The 16,212-nt window shown below is 38.3% G+C and carries 17 protein-coding genes; 7 read left to right on the top strand and 10 right to left on the bottom strand.

The genetic code is table 11. The features are described from left to right. The first annotated feature begins 8 nt into the window (after positions 1-8). From rpmJ to rplQ, 6 genes are all read left to right on the top strand, one after another. The gene (gene rpmJ, locus A8M50_RS06155; protein WP_005625868.1) at positions 9-122 is read left to right on the top strand and encodes a 50S ribosomal protein L36; all 114 of its coding nucleotides are present in this window, start codon (positions 9-11) and stop codon (positions 120-122) included. 141 nt (positions 123-263) lie between these two features. Then, positions 264-620 carry a 30S ribosomal protein S13 gene (rpsM, locus tag A8M50_RS06160; protein ID WP_005625867.1) on the top strand — a complete coding sequence of 119 codons (357 nt, stop codon included), beginning with the start codon at positions 264-266 and terminating at the stop codon, positions 618-620. A gap of 16 nt (positions 621-636) precedes the next feature. Then, positions 637-1,026 (top strand): 30S ribosomal protein S11, encoded by a 390-nt coding sequence (gene rpsK / locus A8M50_RS06165; RefSeq protein WP_005543603.1) that lies wholly within the window; start codon positions 637-639, stop codon positions 1,024-1,026. 29 nt (positions 1,027-1,055) lie between these two features. After that, positions 1,056-1,676, top strand: a complete 621-nt coding sequence (gene rpsD / locus A8M50_RS06170; RefSeq protein WP_005625866.1) for a 30S ribosomal protein S4 — start codon at positions 1,056-1,058, stop codon at positions 1,674-1,676. A 31-nt stretch (positions 1,677-1,707) separates the two neighbouring features. Further along, a complete protein-coding gene (locus A8M50_RS06175; RefSeq protein WP_005644541.1) occupies positions 1,708-2,697 on the top strand; it encodes a DNA-directed RNA polymerase subunit alpha in 990 nt (329 codons plus the stop codon). A gap of 40 nt (positions 2,698-2,737) precedes the next feature. Further along, positions 2,738-3,124 (top strand): 50S ribosomal protein L17, encoded by a 387-nt coding sequence (gene rplQ, locus A8M50_RS06180; RefSeq protein ID WP_005644531.1) that lies wholly within the window; start codon positions 2,738-2,740, stop codon positions 3,122-3,124. 119 nt (positions 3,125-3,243) lie between these two features. Here the strand turns inward: rplQ and A8M50_RS06185 are convergent, their stop codons facing one another. Together A8M50_RS06185 and A8M50_RS06190 are read right to left on the bottom strand one after the other, a co-directional pair. Further along, positions 3,244-3,840 carry a Crp/Fnr family transcriptional regulator gene (locus tag A8M50_RS06185; protein ID WP_005644360.1) on the bottom strand — a complete coding sequence of 199 codons (597 nt, stop codon included), beginning with the start codon at positions 3,838-3,840 and terminating at the stop codon, positions 3,244-3,246. A 122-nt stretch (positions 3,841-3,962) separates the two neighbouring features. Beyond that, entirely contained in the window at positions 3,963-5,042 is a 1,080-nt protein-coding gene (locus A8M50_RS06190) for an anaerobic sulfatase maturase (protein WP_005644550.1), read from the bottom strand. A 136-nt stretch (positions 5,043-5,178) separates the two neighbouring features. Between A8M50_RS06190 and A8M50_RS06195 the strand changes: the two genes are divergently transcribed. Next, positions 5,179-5,988 (top strand): sulfite exporter TauE/SafE family protein, encoded by an 810-nt coding sequence (locus A8M50_RS06195; RefSeq protein ID WP_005644380.1) that lies wholly within the window; start codon positions 5,179-5,181, stop codon positions 5,986-5,988. A gap of 31 nt (positions 5,989-6,019) precedes the next feature. Here the strand turns inward: A8M50_RS06195 and ispC are convergent, their stop codons facing one another. From ispC to alaS, 8 genes are all read right to left on the bottom strand, one after another. Further along, positions 6,020-7,213 carry a 1-deoxy-D-xylulose-5-phosphate reductoisomerase gene (gene ispC, locus A8M50_RS06200; protein WP_005644295.1) on the bottom strand — a complete coding sequence of 398 codons (1,194 nt, stop codon included), beginning with the start codon at positions 7,211-7,213 and terminating at the stop codon, positions 6,020-6,022. A gap of 109 nt (positions 7,214-7,322) precedes the next feature. Then, positions 7,323-7,880, bottom strand: a complete 558-nt coding sequence (gene frr / locus A8M50_RS06205) for a ribosome recycling factor (protein WP_005632773.1) — start codon at positions 7,878-7,880, stop codon at positions 7,323-7,325. A 150-nt stretch (positions 7,881-8,030) separates the two neighbouring features. Next, a complete protein-coding gene (gene pckA / locus A8M50_RS06210) occupies positions 8,031-9,647 on the bottom strand; it encodes a phosphoenolpyruvate carboxykinase (ATP) (protein WP_005644347.1) in 1,617 nt (538 codons plus the stop codon). Between the two features lie 173 nt (positions 9,648-9,820). Next, positions 9,821-10,702 carry an Hsp33 family molecular chaperone HslO gene (gene hslO / locus A8M50_RS06215; protein WP_005644371.1) on the bottom strand — a complete coding sequence of 294 codons (882 nt, stop codon included), beginning with the start codon at positions 10,700-10,702 and terminating at the stop codon, positions 9,821-9,823. 155 nt (positions 10,703-10,857) lie between these two features. After that, positions 10,858-12,231 (bottom strand): argininosuccinate lyase, encoded by a 1,374-nt coding sequence (gene argH, locus A8M50_RS06220; RefSeq protein WP_005644324.1) that lies wholly within the window; start codon positions 12,229-12,231, stop codon positions 10,858-10,860. A 134-nt stretch (positions 12,232-12,365) separates the two neighbouring features. Then, a complete protein-coding gene (gene galU / locus A8M50_RS06225; RefSeq protein ID WP_005644374.1) occupies positions 12,366-13,253 on the bottom strand; it encodes a UTP--glucose-1-phosphate uridylyltransferase GalU in 888 nt (295 codons plus the stop codon). A 23-nt stretch (positions 13,254-13,276) separates the two neighbouring features. Beyond that, positions 13,277-13,468, bottom strand: a complete 192-nt coding sequence (csrA, locus tag A8M50_RS06230) for a carbon storage regulator CsrA (RefSeq protein ID WP_005625841.1) — start codon at positions 13,466-13,468, stop codon at positions 13,277-13,279. Positions 13,469-13,546: 78 nt separating this feature from the next. Then, positions 13,547-16,171, bottom strand: coding sequence for an alanine--tRNA ligase (alaS, locus tag A8M50_RS06235; RefSeq protein WP_005644623.1), 2,625 nt, complete (start codon positions 16,169-16,171; stop codon positions 13,547-13,549). Positions 16,172-16,212: the final 41 nt, after the last annotated feature.

Below are 16,212 nucleotides of genomic sequence, written 5' to 3' on the forward strand. Positions count from 1 at the left end.
GATAAGCAATGAAAGTTCGTGCTTCCGTAAAGAAAATGTGTCGTAACTGTAAAATTGTTAAACGTGAAGGTGTTGTACGTGTATTGTGCAGCGATCCTAAACATAAACAACGTCAAGGTTAATTCATATTTTTTCTTGCAAAGAACCAGTTGAGCAGTTATACTGCTCAGCTCATTTATGTCCTTGGTGTTCTGTTTGAGTATCCTGAAAACGGGCTTTTCAAGATCAGAATACCAAATTAGTTAAAATAATAGGAGTGCATAGTGGCCCGTATTGCAGGCATTAACATTCCTGATCACAAACACGCTGTAATCGCTTTAACTGCAATTTACGGTATTGGTAAGACTCGTTCAAAAGCTATTTGTGCTGCAGCGGGTATTGCTGAGGATGTTAAGATCAGAGAATTGTCTGAAGAGCAGATTGACAAACTGCGTGACGAAGTTGGTAAATTTACCGTTGAAGGTGATTTACGTCGTGAAGTAACACTAAACATCAAACGTCTTTTAGACTTAGGTTGTTATCGTGGTTTACGTCACCGTCGTAGTTTACCGGTACGTGGTCAACGTACTAAAACTAATGCGCGTACCCGTAAGGGTCCACGTAAGCCGATCAAAAAATAGTCGGGGTAAATAAAGAATGGCTAAAACACCAGTTCGTGCACGTAAACGTGTAAAAAAACAAGTCGTAGATGGCGTAGCACATATTCACGCATCTTTCAATAATACAATCGTTACTATTACTGACCGTCAAGGTAACGCTCTAGCATGGGCGACTGCAGGTGGTTCAGGTTTCCGTGGTTCTCGTAAATCTACCCCGTTCGCTGCGCAAGTTGCTGCTGAACGTTGTGCTGAAATTGTTAAAGAATTCGGCTTAAAGAACTTGGAAGTTATGGTTAAAGGTCCGGGTCCAGGTCGTGAATCTACAATTCGCGCGTTAAACGCAGCGGGTTTCCGTATCACGAATATTACTGATGTGACTCCGATTCCTCATAACGGTTGTCGTCCACCGAAAAAACGTCGTGTTTAAGACGTATATAGGATAGTTGGAGAAAGAAAATGGCAAGATATTTGGGTCCAAAACTCAAGCTCAGCCGTCGTGAAGGTACTGATTTATTTCTTAAATCAGGCGTGCGTGCGATTGATTCAAAATGTAAAATTGATACAGCACCTGGTCAACATGGTGCTCGTAAACCGCGTTTGTCTGACTATGGTAGTCAATTACGTGAAAAACAAAAAGTTCGTCGTATCTATGGTATTTTAGAACGTCAATTCCGTAACTACTATAAAGAAGCAAACCGTTTAAAAGGTAACACTGGTGAAAATTTATTAGTGTTATTAGAAGGTAGATTGGATAACGTTGTTTATCGCATGGGATTTGCTGCAACTCGTGCAGAAGCTCGCCAATTAGTGAGCCATAAAGCGATTGTTGTAAATGGTCGTGTTGTTAACATTCCATCTTTCCAAGTTTCTGTAAATGATGTTGTTGCTGTTCGTGAGAAATCTAAAAAACAAGCACGTATTAAAGCGTCATTAGAATTAGCAGAACAAAGAGAAAAACCAACATGGTTAGAAGTTGATTCTGCAAAAATGGAAGGTGTGTTCAAACGTGTTCCTGAACGTTCTGATTTATCAGCAGATATTAACGAACATCTGATCGTTGAGCTTTACTCTAAATAATAGTTAAGCTTAAAAGCAAAGAGAGGATAAAATGCAGGGTTCTGTTACAGAATTTTTAAAACCACGTTTAGTAGATATTGAACAAATTAGTTCAACTCATGCTAAAGTGATCTTAGAGCCGTTAGAGCGTGGTTTTGGCCATACTCTAGGTAATGCATTACGTCGTATCCTTCTGTCTTCAATGCCAGGTTGTGCTGTAACTGAAGTGGAAATTGATGGCGTATTGCACGAATATAGTAGTAAGGAAGGTGTTCAAGAAGATATTCTTGAAGTTCTTTTAAACCTTAAAGGTCTAGCGGTTAAAGTACAGAATAAAGATGATGTTATTCTGACACTAAATAAATCTGGAATTGGCCCTGTTGTTGCAGCGGATATCACCCACGATGGTGATGTTGAAATTGTGAATCCGCATCATGTAATCTGTCACTTAACTGACGAAAATGCATCAATCAGTATGCGTATTCGAGTTCAGCGTGGTAGAGGATATGTTCCAGCTTCAGCTCGCACTCATAGTCAAGCGGAGGAGCGTCCAATTGGTCGCTTACTTGTTGATGCTTGTTACAGCCCAGTTGATCGCATTGCATATAATGTTGAAGCAGCTCGTGTTGAACAACGTACTGACCTAGATAAACTTGTTATCGAGTTAGAAACTAATGGTACGCTTGAGCCTGAAGAAGCAATTCGTCGTGCTGCAACAATCTTAGCAGAGCAACTCGATGCATTCGTTGATTTGCGTGATGTTCGTCAACCTGAGATTAAGGAAGAAAAACCGGAATTTGATCCGATTTTATTACGTCCTGTAGATGATTTAGAGTTGACAGTTCGTTCTGCTAACTGTTTGAAAGCAGAAACAATTCATTATATCGGTGATTTAGTACAACGTACAGAAGTTGAATTATTAAAAACACCTAATCTTGGTAAGAAATCTCTTACTGAAATTAAGGATGTACTCGCTTCACGTGGCTTGTCACTTGGTATGCGCCTTGAAAATTGGCCACCAGCAAGTATTGCTGAAGACTAGTTTGGTCATAGGTTAAGATTTTTCTGAGAAGGATAAGATCATGCGCCATCGTAAGAGTGGTCGTCAACTAAACCGTAATAGCAGCCATCGCCAAGCGATGTTTCGTAACTTAGCAAGTGCTTTAGTTAGTCATGAAATCATTAAGACTACTTTGCCTAAAGCTAAAGAATTACGCCGTGTAGTTGAACCGTTAATTACATTAGCAAAAGTAGATAGCGTTGCAAACCGTCGTTTAGCATTCGCTCGTACTCGCAACGTTGAAACTGTTGCAAAATTATTTAATGAATTAGGTCCACGTTTTGCTCAACGTGCAGGTGGTTACACTCGCATTTTGAAATGTGGTTTCCGTGCAGGCGATAATGCACCAATGGCATACATTGAGTTAGTTGATCGCCCAGAAGCTGCTGAAGCAGCTACTGAGGAATAAAAATCAATTCAAAGGAAAAGCTCACTTTATAGTGAGCTTTTTTATTTTATATGTAAGTAAAAGCACTTTATTTACTGAAATATTATTTAGATAGATAGTTCAAAACCATAATCTTGAATTTAAGAGCAGATTCGTAAATGTCTTGTATTTTTGTCTAGAATGCCTTGTTTCTTTAATTCTTGACTAATACGAATAGCCGTTTCTGTTTCACATCCACAAAATTCAGCTACTTCTCGATAGGTCCAAGGATAATCAGGGTAACTTTCAGTTAGATTTTCAATTGCATCAATTATACGTTCGTAGCTTCGTTTATAGGCTGTATTACTTACTCGGTGTTCTGCGTCATATAATTCATTCGAGAGTTGCTTCATAAGATAGCAGGAAAAATCAGGATTATTTGCGATAAAAGTAGTGTGATTTCCAGGAAATATACGAATAATATCTGCTTCTAGTAACACCTTTGCACTACAATGATAAGTTGTTTCACTAAAGATTGTTCTAAACCCAAAATATTCGTTAGCATGATAAAGTCGAATCAAGGTTTCTTTACCATTTTCTAAGCTATGGTAAAGCCCAACCAGCCCCCGTCTTAAAAAATAAAATTCTTTAGGTTTTTCACCTTGAGTATAAATTAAGCTGTTTTTCCCTAGTGTTTTACTTTCATAAATAATGCATTGGTGTAAGTTTTGAGGTAAGTAAGGTGATGAGTTTGACATAAATATCCTTTTAATACATAAAACAACTTTAGGTTACTATACAAATTTCTGTTTTTATCCGCTATAAGCAAGTTTTAAAAGTGTTAACTTGGTAACAAAATTTTTATTTTAAATGAATAATATTATTTTGCTTTACCAAAGCATTTTACAAATTCTTTCAAATAGGGTTCCATGTGAGAGAGCGCCATATAATAGGCTTCACAGAGTTGATTATGTGGTTTTCCAAATCCTTGAACAGTTCGATGTTTTGGGCAACCTCCATGACAGGCAAAACGAAATTTACAGCTTTTGCATCGTTCGGAAAGAAAGGATTTCGCTGAGCCGAAATGTTTTTGTTTTATATTATCAACTAATGTTACTAGTGGTGTTTCTATGAGGTTTCCCAACTTGTATTCAGGGTACACATAATGATCGCAACTATAAATATCTCCATTTTGTTCAATAACTAATTGATCACCGCAGGTTTCACGAAAAATACATAAGCTAGGTTGTAATCCAAGATAGGCCATAAACCATTGTTCAATAAATTGAATCCCAATTTTTCCTACATCATTAGCGTACCATTCATCAAAAATATTAATTAGAAACTGGCCATAATCCTTTGCAGAGGCTTGTTGCTTATAATCTCCCATTAGTGGAATAAATTGCATATATGGCGATCCAATTTGTTTTAGAAAATGATAGATTTCTTTGCCATGTAGAACATTTAGATTATGCACTACAGTGAGAGTATTAAAAGACACTTGATAGTTATGTAGTAAATCTAGTGCATCTATTACTTGTTGAAATGTGCCTTTGCCATTTTTAGTTAAACGGTAGGCATCATGTAAGTGTTCTGGACCATCTATCGAAAGCCCCACAAGAAAATTATGATCATGCAGAAAACGGCACCAATCGGCATTAAGTAATACACCATTGGTTTGTAGGGAATTTTCAATTTGTTTCCCATTAGCATATTTATGCTGAAAATCGACCGCTCTTTTATAGAAATCAAGGCCCGCCATGGTTGGCTCACCGCCTTGCCAGAGGAAAGTCACTTGTTGTTGAGGGGCGGTTCCTATGTAAGATTTGATATAGGTTTCTAATACCTCATCACTCATGGCTCGTTGATTTAAATGAGGTTTTTCCAAGTAAAAGCAATACTGGCAATCTAAATTACAAATTGAGCCAGTAGGTTTTGCCATTAATTGGAATGCGTTCATACATCATATCCTTTCTATTTTTTTCATCATAACAGAATATTTTTAAGTGTATATGATGCTGATCATAAGATATGGTCATTTCCTTACGCCACAATTAGAATATATTATTAAGCTGATTTTCTTGATAGGAGTAGAAATGGCGATTAGTACAATTTTTATCTTACTGATTTGCGGTATTTGTACCAATATGGTTTCTGCTATTTTTGGTATTGGCGGTGGGGTATTGATGGTGCCAATTTTACGTACATTATTTCCCGAATTGCCGATTCAAGTTATTTCAGCTACATCACTCACCATTGTGATGTGTACCGCATTGATTAATTTATTATTTTTCCATAAGCAAAAAATTAAAATTGATTATATCAATATGATTTTATGGTCTATTGCTATGGTGATTGGCGTGCAAATTGGTTTTGAATTAAGTTTTTATTTTTCTACAGCGATAATTAGTTTAATTTTTACGGTCAGTTTGAGTGCACTTGCGATTAAAACATTTTTAAACAGATCGAGAACACAAATAGAAGTGTCTAATATGTCTCCTATAGAACGAGCTAAAGGTAGTATTAGTTGCTGCGGAGGAGGCTTAATTGCGGGTATTACAGGTATTGGAGGCGGCTCTATCCTTGCTCCGCTTGTTGGCCAATTAAAAGGGGTAAAAACACAGCAAATTGCCGTTTATACGAACTACATGATGATTATTGGTGGTATTGGTAATTTATATGGCTATCTTACAAGAGCCTTTCCTTATGATATCAGTCTAAGTGGCCAATTAGGATATGTAAATTTTCTTGTAGTGGGTGTCGTTACCTTGGGTTCATTTGGAATGAGTTTCTTCTCAATGAAATTGCGTGGATTAATGAATCCGGCTTTAACAAGAAAATTATTGGCGATTATTTTATTTTGTATTGCAGCTTATATGTGCATTTTGGAATTTGTATTCTATTAAATCGAATAAACTAGACCTAGTTATGCTAGGTCTATTCCCCAATTAGCGTTTTCGCAATCTCTCTTGCTTGTGCATCAATTTCGAGTACATCATCAATATTTTGAATGGTATAAGGCGAAATTTTCTCAATTGTTTTCGAATTAATTTTTGCAATATCCATAAAGCTAATTTGACGATCTAAAAATGCTTGTACAGCAATTTCATTAGCTGCATTCATTGCTGTTGTTGCATATTGACCCGCAGCAAAGGCATCAATAGCCAGTTTTAAATTTGGATAGCGATTAAAATCAGGTTCAATAAATGTCAGTTCTTTGATTTTAAAGAAATCGAGTGGTTCTACTCCAGCAAAAGTGCGGTGAGGATATGCCATAGTTTCTGCAATTGGTGTACGCATATCTGGATTCCCCATTTGAGCAATGACTGAGCCATCAACATAACGCACCATAGAATGAATAATAGATTGTGGATGAATAATGACTTCCATTTCTTCCGCACTTGCGTTGAAAAGCCAGCGAGCCTCAATGTATTCCAAGCCCTTATTCATCATTGTAGCTGAATCGACAGAGATTTTTTTACCCATAGACCAATTAGGGTGTGCAACTGCTTGTTCTGGTGTGATACTAGCGAACTGTTCGAGTGGTGTGTAACGAAATGGCCCGCCAGAACCGGTGAGTATAATTTTACTTACACCTAATTCAGAAAGTGGGCAAAAACCGATTTTTTTTTGTGCTTCAGGCGGTAACGATTGAAAGATAGCATTATGTTCACTGTCTACTGGTAAAAGCTTCGCGTCATAGTTTTTTACGGCATCAATAAAAAGCTGTCCGCAGGTTACCAATGATTCTTTATTTGCCAGTAATACCCGTTTACCCGCTTTAACTGCTGAAAGAGTCGGTAATAATCCTGCTGCGCCAACAATCGAGGCCATTATCTGATCGGCATCTGGGTGTGCTGCGAGTTCGCAAATAGCTCGTTGTCCTGCTAATACTTCCGTTGGAATATGATGTGCAATTAATTTCTCACGTAAAATTTTAGCAGCATTTACATCATCAAGAGCCGCAAAGTGCGGTCGGAATTTTATGCATTGTTCAAACATAGCTTCTACATTTTTTCCGCCTACGAGTGCAAATGCATGATATTTCTGGTGGTTATTTTCGATAACAGAAAGGGTACTCTTACCGATTGATCCTGTTGAACCAAGAATGACAATGTTTTGTTTTTGCATAGAATCTTTACCGCACTTTTGTTGATTATATTTTCATTGGTACATCTAAATTCGCATACCTAATAAAATAAAGGCAGACAAAACTGTCTGCCTTTCGCATTTTTTATAATTAGAAATCCATTAATTCTTTTTCTTTATCCGCTAATACCTCATCTACCTTTTTAATGTAAATATCTGTGATTTTTTGGATTTCTTCTTCTGCTTTATGTTGTTCGTTTTCGCTAATTTCTTTATCTTTTAATAATGCTTTGATTTTATCATTCGCATCACGACGTACATTACGAACCGCAACTTTACCTTGTTCACCTTCGCCTTTCACAATTTTGATTAAATCGCGACGGCGTTCTTCTGTTAATGGAGGAAGCGGAACACGGATTGTGGTACCCGCTGAAGATGGGTTTAAACCTAAATCTGAGGTTAAAATTGCTTTTTCTACCGCAGAGATTAAAGAACGATCAAAAACAGTTACAGCTAAAGTACGTGCATCTTCTGCCACTACGTTTGCTAATTGGCGAAGTGGGGTCGCAGCACCGTAATATTCCACTTGAATTGCATCAAGTAAACTCGGTTGTGCACGACCGGTACGGATTTTTGAAATATGACCTTTTAATGCTTCAAGGCTTTTTTCCATACGATCTTGAGCATCTTTTTTAATTTGGTTAAGCATTACATTGTCCTTTTAATTGACGAAAGTTAAAACGTGGTGATTTTACTGGATTTTTGTCAATTTTTGAATAAATTTATCAGCTTGAAAACAGATAAAAAATGACCGCACTTCAGTTACCCAAAGTGCGGTTAATATTTTTAGTATTTTTAATTAAGCTTTAGGACCAGCTGCAATTAAAGCCTTACCTTCTTCGTTAGTTGCATATTTAACAAAGTTTTTCACAAAGCGACCGGCTAAGTCTTCAGCTTTTGATTGCCATTGTGCTTTATCTGCGTAGGTATCACGAGGATCTAGGATTGCAGAATCTACACCTGGTAATGCTTTAGGAATTGCTAAGTTGAAGATTGGTAATTCGCCCATTTCAGCTTTTTCAATTGAGCCATCTAAGATTGCATCAATGATTCCGCGAGTATCTTTGATTGAGATACGTTTGCCTGTGCCATTCCAACCAGTATTCACTAAGTAAGCTTCAGCACCTGCTGCTTGCATACGTTTTACTAACACTTCTGCATATTGAGTTGGGTGAAGGGTTAAGAACGCTGCACCGAAACATGCTGAGAATGTTGGAGTTGGTTCAGTAATACCACGTTCAGTACCTGCTAATTTTGCAGTGAAACCTGACAAGAAGTAGTATTTAGTTTGTTCAGGTGTCAATTTAGATACAGGTGGTAATACGCCAAATGCATCTGCAGTTAAGAAAATCACTTTCGTTGCGTGACCAGCACGAGAAACTGGTTTTACAATGTTATCGATGTGATAAATTGGGTAAGATACACGAGTATTTTCTGTTTTTGAACCATCATCGAAATCAACAGAACCATCTGCACGAACAACCACGTTTTCTAATAATGCATCGCGACGGATAGCGCGGTAAATATCCGGTTCATTTTCTTCTGAAAGGTGAATGGTTTTCGCATAGCAACCACCTTCAAAGTTAAAGATACCAACATCATCCCAACCGTGCTCATCATCACCGATTAATTCACGTTTTGGATCGGTTGAAAGGGTTGTTTTACCTGTACCAGATAAACCGAAGAAGATTGCTACATCGCCATCTTTACCAACGTTAGCTGAGCAGTGCATTGCGCCAACACCTTTAAGTGGTAGGAAGTAGTTCATCATTGAGAACATACCTTTTTTCATTTCACCACCGTACCAAGTACCACCGATTAATTGAATGCGCTCAGTTAAGTTGAAGGCAACGAAGTTTTCTGAATTTAAACCTTGTTCTTTCCAGTTTGGATTGGTTACTTTAGAACCATTCATTACAACGAAATCTGGTTCAAAATTCTTGAGTTGTTCTTCAGTTGGGCGAATAAACATGTTTTTCACAAAGTGTGCTTGCCATGCAACTTCAGTTACAATACGTACTGCAATACGGTCGTGTTCGCTAGCGCCACAGAAACCATCAACTACAAATAAGCGTTTACGAGAGAGTTGGTTAGTTACCAAGTCTTTTAAGCTTTGCCATGTAGCTTGGTTCATTGGTTTGTTGTCATTTTTCGCAGCTTCAGATGTCCACCAAACAGTATCTTTGGTTTTTTCATCTAACACGATATATTTATCTTTTGGTGAACGGCCAGTGAAGATACCAGTATCTACAGCTACTGCACCCGTCGTAGTTAAAGTACCTTTTTCAAAGCCTTCTAAACCTGGATTGGTTTCTTCTTCGAACAATTGCTCGTAGCTTGGATTATAGACAACGTCTTTTACGTCATAAATGCCTAGCGCTTCAAGTTCTTTTACTACTTTGTTTAAGTCTGTCATAAGTCACCTCTAATATTTAAGATTAAAATTTAACTGTCGCCTATTCTAAAGAATGTCAATGCAAAAAAATGTTAACTAGATCTCATTTTTGGAAAATTATAGCTCTCCATTACCTATTTTTAGGTGTATTGATGATGTAGATCAAAAATCCCGACATAGCGTCGGGATTGATTTTAAACTTTTGTTGATTTTAATTTTTCAATCGTTTCTTTATTAAAGAAGTAGTGTGTACCACAACACTCACATTGCATATCAATACTGCCTTTATGTTCGGCTAATATTTCGTCAATTTCTTCATCGGAAATGAGCAGTAATGCAGAACCAGAACGCTCTGCAGAGCAGCCACAGAAAAATTGTACATCTTGTGCTGGATAAAGATTGACGGTTTCTTCGTGATATAAACGATAGAGTAATTCTTCTGCAGGGAGACCAAATAATTCTTCATTTTTTACTGTCGCTGCGAGCGTAGTTAAATGCTCAAAATCTTCTGGTGTACCAGAACCATCAGGCATAATTTGTAATAACATGCCTGCTGCCACCGGCTTGCCTTCATATTCTCCAGTACGAATAATTAATTGAGTTTGAAGCTGTTCTGAGAGTACAAAATAATCTTCTAAGCATTCTGTGATCGTCGGTTTATCTAAGCTAATTATACCTTGATAGCGTTCACCTTCTTTTGGTGCAATAGTAATGACCAATACGCCTTTGCCAATCATATTGTGCAGACTCATATTTTCAGTGATGTTGCCATCCACTCGAGCAAGGGCGCGGATTTGTTGTTGATCATTGCCATTTATTAATACTAAGCGTAATGGACCATCGCCTTGAATTTGTACGGTGATATTGCCGTCAAATTTTAGTGTGGCAGTAAGCAAATTAGTCGCCACCATCATTTCACCCAATAAATCCTGTACTGCTTTCGGATACTGATGGGTATTTAATGTATCAGTGAATGTTTTATTTAAGCGAACCCATTCCCCACGAACCGCACGATTTTGGAAAAGATAACGGTAAAGCTTGTCATTGTCTTGAGTATAGTCTTGCTGATTGGTCATTGATCATTCCTAATTGAAATAAAAGTGCGGTAGTTTTTCTCGCACTTTTTGTTTTTATCATCTTATTTAAGTGTCGCTACTCATAATTGGGACTATTCACTGGATTGCAAGGGAGTCTTGTGAAATCCAATTGTGATATGCGTGTTAAAATATGATTAAGCAAATCTTGTTTTGGCTTCAGCAATCGCTTCGGCAACACGCAATGGCGATACGCCACCTTTTGCACAACGTTTGTCTAAACAAGAGTGGAGGGAAAGAATCTCGTAAACATCATCTCCTACTACTTCACTAAATTGGCGGAATTCAGGGATAGTAAGATCTTCTAATCCCTTGCCTTTCTTGATTGCATAAACAACCGTTTCACCCACGATATGATGAGAATCTCGGAAAGGTACGCCCTTAGAGACTAAATAATCCGCTAATTCAGTTGCGTTTGAATAGCCTTTTAAAGCAGCTTCACGAGTACGTTCAACATTTACTTTCAATTCATCTAATACGAACGTTGCCATATCTACACAGTTTTGCCAAGTATCTAATGCATCAAAAATACCTTCTTTGTCTTCTTGCATATCTTTATTATACGCAAGTGGCAAGCCTTTTAAGGTGATTAACATGCCTGTTAATGAGCCTATCACCCTGCCTGCTTTGCCTCGGATTAACTCACATGCATCAGGATTTTTCTTTTGCGGCATTAATGATGAGCCCGAAGTCACGCGATCGGATAGTTCTACGAAATTTGCCTCTCCGCTGTTAAAGATAATCATATCTTCAGCAAAGCGGGAAAGATGCGCCATACTGAGGGAGGCGATAGAAAGCAACTCTACGATATGATCGCGATCAGAGACGCTATCTAAGCTATTTCTAGTTGCGAAAGCAAAACCAAGATCGTGCGCAAGTGAATCACGATCTACTGCATAGGCCGTACCAGCCAGCGCACCACTACCAAGTGGACAGGTATTCATTCGATTATACGCGTCTGTTAAACGTGAATAGTCGCGGTCGAACATTTCCACATATGCCATACACCAATGCGCAAACGTTATTGGTTGAGCTCGTTGTAAATGGGTATAGCCAGGCATTACTGCTTGTTGTGTGTTTTCTGCGGTTTGAACTAAGTGGCGTTGCAAATTACGTACTGATTCTTGTAATTCAACCACACGTTGTTTGCACCATAGTTTTATATCTACTGCCACTTGATCGTTACGACTACGGCCAGTATGTAATTTTTTACCAAGGTTGCCTACTTTATCAATTAGCTTACTTTCAACCCAACTATGAATATCTTCAGCATCATCTTGTAAAATTGCTTGCGGATTTGACCGCACTTCAACAAGTAATTCATTTAGTGCTTGTTCAAGTTGATGCTGTTCTTCGATCGTTAATACATTCACTTTCACTAAGGCTTTGGACCAACCAATTGAGCCTTGAATATCCTGTTCTGCCAAACGATAATCAAAACGTAACGAGTCATTAAAATCTTTAAAACGTTTATCCGCTGCCTGCGTAAAACGCCCACCCCAAAGTGCCATAATCTTTCCTTTTTATTTTAATTAATTATTCTATTATTGTGCATGTTTATGCATAAAGCAATGTTCTATATTAATAATAAAACAAAAATGGACAAAATCTTTCATTTTGTCCATTTTATCTGTATTAGAGCTATTTATAGCGTTTTTGCTAAATTCTTGATAAAGGTTTTGAATTCTTTACCTAATTTTTCGTGACGAATACCGTATTCTACAAAAGCTTCCATATAGCCAATTTTATCACCACAGTCGAATGTTTCACCTGTCATATGGAATGCTTCAACAGTTTCTTTTTCAATGAGCATATCAATAGCATCGGTTAATTGGATTTCATCTCCTACACCTACTGGAGTTTTTTCCAATAAATCCCAGATTCCAGCAGAGAATACATAACGACCAACTACAGCAAGGTTCGATGGCGCCTCTTCAACGGCTGGTTTTTCAACAATGTTATTAATTTTTGCACTTTCACCACCATTAAGAACTACGCCGCCACAGTCTGCAACACCATAGCTACTCACATTTTCTTGTGGTACAGGTGCAACCATAATTTGACTTGCTCCAGTTTCATTAAAACGTTTAATCATTGCAGAAAGATTTTCTTTTTTCTGATCTGCACTGAAATCTGCTAACAATACGTCAGGTAATACAACAGCAAATGATTCATTGCCTACAAGTGGGCGACCGCACAGCACCGCGTGTCCAAGTCCTTTTGCATTACCTTGGCGAACATGCATGATAGTTACATCTTTTGGACAGATAGAACGCACTTCTTCTAGAAGTTGACGCTTAACACGTTTTTCTAGCATCGTTTCTAGTTCAAAAGAGGTATCAAAATGGTTTTCGATAGCATTTTTTGATGAATGCGTGACAAGCACAATTTCTTTTATGCCAGCTGCAACACATTCATTTACCACGTATTGAATCAATGGTTTATCAACCAAAGTAAGCATTTCCTTCGGAATTGCCTTCGTGGCAGGCAACATACGCGTCCCTAGCCCTGCTACAGGAATAATTGCTTTCATAATATAAAATCCATTATTTACGATTATGATGAACTGTCTAATTGTTCATCTTTCATCTGTTTAATTCGTTGGTAAATTTCTTCTCGGTGAACGGATACTTCTTTAGGCGCTTCTACACCGAGTTTAACTTGGTTTCCACGTACACTCAAAATCGTGATAGAAATATCATTTCCAATAAGTACACTTTCGCCAACTTTACGAGTCAAGATTAACATCTTTTATCTCCTTAGTTTGCATTTATTAGATATCCCTATCAATCAAGGAAGGGTTGGCATCCCACCAACCGGCTTGTACTACAGATTTTTGTTTAACCAGTCCTGTGCCACTTTAACTGCTTGTGCCACATTTTCTGGTTGGGAGCCTCCTGCCATTGCCATATCCGGACGACCACCGCCTTTACCCCCGACCTGTTGAGCCATTAAATTAACAAGCTCACCAGCTTTTACTTTGGTAGTTAAATCGTTTGTTACACCAACGACAAGGTTGACTTTTTCATCTAAGATCGATGCGAATGCGATTACGCCTGAGCCGAGTTGATTTTTTAAATCATCGACCATCACACGTAATGATTTTGTTTCTATACCGTCTAATTGTTGTGCGATAACAGAAACACCATTGATTTTTACCGCACTTTTTACAAAATCAGAACCCGCCTGCATTGCGGCTTTTTCTTTTAGACCTTGCAATTCTTTTTCCACTTTCTTCGCTTTGTCTTGAAGTTGCTGGATTTTTTCCGCTAAGGTATTTACGTCTGATTTTAATAAGTCTGCGCTTTGGGTCAGAATGCGTTGTTGATTATGTAACCACTCAATCGCATTTTCACCTGTTACAGCTTCAATACGACGAACGCCTGCCGCCACTGCGCTTTCAGTAATAATTTTAAATAGACCGATATCCCCAGTGCGTTTTGCGTGAATACCACCACAAAGCTCAATTGAGAAGTCACCCATGGTCAATACGCGAACATTATCACCATATTTCTCGCCAAAGAGTGCCATTGCCCCTTTAGCTTTTGCTGAATCAATATCCATAATATCCGTTTGCACAGGGAAGTTAGCACGGATTTTTTGGTTTACTAATGTTTCAATTTGAGTTAACTGTTCTTTTGTAATTGCTTCTGGTTGAGCAAAGTCAAAACGCAAGGCTTTATCTGAAACAAGTGAGCCTTTTTGTACAACATGTTGACCTAAAACTTGACGTAAGGCCGCATGCAATAAGTGTGTTGCTGAGTGATTGAGTGATGTGTTGTGGCGACGTTCTGCATCCACAACAGCATTCACTGATTGCCCAACTTTTAAACTTCCTTGCGTTAATTCTCCAATGTGTCCAAATACTTGCCCATATTTTTGGGTATCTTTAACATTAAAGGTCACGCCTTGTGCACTTAGATATCCGCTGTCACCAATTTGACCGCCTGATTCTGCATAAAACGGTGTATTTTCTAAAATAACGACCGCACTTTGACCTGCTTCGATACTTTCAACTGATTTACCATCATAGAAAAGTGCGGTGATTTTTGCTTGAGATTCGACTTCAGTATAGCCTTCAAATTTCGTTTCACCATCTACGCGAATAATGCTGTTGTAGTCCACACCAAACTGACTCGCTGCTTGAGCACGAGTACGTTGTGCTTCCATTTCACGGTCAAACGCTTGTTCATCAATAGTGATATTGCGTTCACGACATACATCAGCCGTTAAATCTAATGGGAAACCATAGGTATCATAAAGTTTGAATGCAACTTCACCTGAAAGAACGCCATCTTTCACTTGAGCTAGGGCTTCATCTAATAAGCTCAACCCACGTTCTAGAGTGCGAGCAAATTGTTCTTCTTCTAAACGTAATAGTTTTTCAACATTTACTTGTTTTGCTTTTACGTCTTTGCCCGCTTCTGCCATTACTTCAATTAGAGTTGGCACGAGTTTATAGAAAAAGGCTTCTTTGGCACCTAATAAATGGCCGTGACGAACTGCGCGACGAATAATGCGACGTAATACATAACCACGCCCTTCGTTTGATGGAATAACGCCATCAGCGATTAAATATGCACAAGAACGAATATGGTCAGCAATAACACGTAATGATTTATTACTTAAATCTGTTGTACCAACAACTTCAGCCGTTTTAGCGATTAATGTTTTGAAAATATCAATCTCGTAGTTTGAGTTCACATGTTGCAATACGGCAGAAATTCGCTCTAATCCCATACCTGTGTCAACTGATGGACGTGGTAATTTTTCCATTGTGCCATCGGCTAAACGATTGAATTGCATGAATACAACGTTCCAGATTTCGATATAACGGTCGCCATCTTCTTCTGGTGAGCCTGGAGGTCCGCCCCAAATATGATCACCGTGATCGTAGAAAATTTCAGTACAAGGACCGCAAGGACCGGTATCGCCCATTGCCCAGAAGTTGTCTGATGCGTAAGGTGCGCCTTTATTGTCACCAATGCGAATAATGCGTTCTGCAGGAACACCGACTTCTTTATTCCAGATATTGTAGGCTTCGTCATCGGTTTCATACACGGTTACCCATAGTTTTTCTTTAGGTAAACCAAGCCATTGTGGGGAAGTTAAATATTCCCAAGCAAAATTAATGGCATCGTGTTTAAAGTAATCACCAAAACTGAAGTTACCGAGCATTTCAAAGAAAGTATGATGACGCGCGGTATAACCAACGTTTTCTAAGTCGTTATGTTTACCACCAGCACGTACGCAACGTTGCGCGGTGGTGGCTCTAGAATAAGGGCGTTTATCCATTCCAAGGAATACATCCTTAAATTGGTTCATCCCAGCGTTCGTGAAAAGCAAAGTCGGATCATTTTCCGGCACAAGTGAGCTACTCTCAACTACTTGGTGGCCTTTGCTATGGAAAAAATCAAGGAATGATTGTCTTATTTCTGCTGTTGTTTTCATTAAAAAGAATCCTTGTTACCCATAATAAAAATAAAAACTAA

It is taken from the genome of Haemophilus haemolyticus (assembly GCF_001679045.1).
Lineage (GTDB): Bacteria > Pseudomonadota > Gammaproteobacteria > Enterobacterales > Pasteurellaceae > Haemophilus > Haemophilus haemolyticus.

Excerpts from the sequence above, each read along its gene's own strand:
- rpmJ (WP_005625868.1), top strand. The coding sequence starts at position 9 with ATGAAAGTTCGTGCTTCCGTAAAGAAAATGTGTCGTAACTGTAAAATT.
- rpsK (WP_005543603.1), top strand. The coding sequence starts at position 637 with ATGGCTAAAACACCAGTTCGTGCACGTAAACGTGTAAAAAAACAAGTC.
- rpsD (WP_005625866.1), top strand. The coding sequence starts at position 1,056 with ATGGCAAGATATTTGGGTCCAAAACTCAAGCTCAGCCGTCGTGAAGGT.
- A8M50_RS06175 (WP_005644541.1), top strand. The coding sequence starts at position 1,708 with ATGCAGGGTTCTGTTACAGAATTTTTAAAACCACGTTTAGTAGATATT.
- rplQ (WP_005644531.1), top strand. The coding sequence starts at position 2,738 with ATGCGCCATCGTAAGAGTGGTCGTCAACTAAACCGTAATAGCAGCCAT.
- A8M50_RS06185 (WP_005644360.1), bottom strand. The coding sequence starts at position 3,840 with ATGTCAAACTCATCACCTTACTTACCTCAAAACTTACACCAATGCATT.
- A8M50_RS06190 (WP_005644550.1), bottom strand. The coding sequence starts at position 5,042 with ATGAACGCATTCCAATTAATGGCAAAACCTACTGGCTCAATTTGTAAT.
- A8M50_RS06195 (WP_005644380.1), top strand. The coding sequence starts at position 5,179 with ATGGCGATTAGTACAATTTTTATCTTACTGATTTGCGGTATTTGTACC.
- ispC (WP_005644295.1), bottom strand. The coding sequence starts at position 7,213 with ATGCAAAAACAAAACATTGTCATTCTTGGTTCAACAGGATCAATCGGT.
- frr (WP_005632773.1), bottom strand. The coding sequence starts at position 7,880 with ATGCTTAACCAAATTAAAAAAGATGCTCAAGATCGTATGGAAAAAAGC.
- pckA (WP_005644347.1), bottom strand. The coding sequence starts at position 9,647 with ATGACAGACTTAAACAAAGTAGTAAAAGAACTTGAAGCGCTAGGCATT.
- hslO (WP_005644371.1), bottom strand. The coding sequence starts at position 10,702 with ATGACCAATCAGCAAGACTATACTCAAGACAATGACAAGCTTTACCGT.
- argH (WP_005644324.1), bottom strand. The coding sequence starts at position 12,231 with ATGGCACTTTGGGGTGGGCGTTTTACGCAGGCAGCGGATAAACGTTTT.
- galU (WP_005644374.1), bottom strand. The coding sequence starts at position 13,253 with ATGAAAGCAATTATTCCTGTAGCAGGGCTAGGGACGCGTATGTTGCCT.
- csrA (WP_005625841.1), bottom strand. The coding sequence starts at position 13,468 with ATGTTAATCTTGACTCGTAAAGTTGGCGAAAGTGTACTTATTGGAAAT.
- alaS (WP_005644623.1), bottom strand. The coding sequence starts at position 16,171 with ATGAAAACAACAGCAGAAATAAGACAATCATTCCTTGATTTTTTCCAT.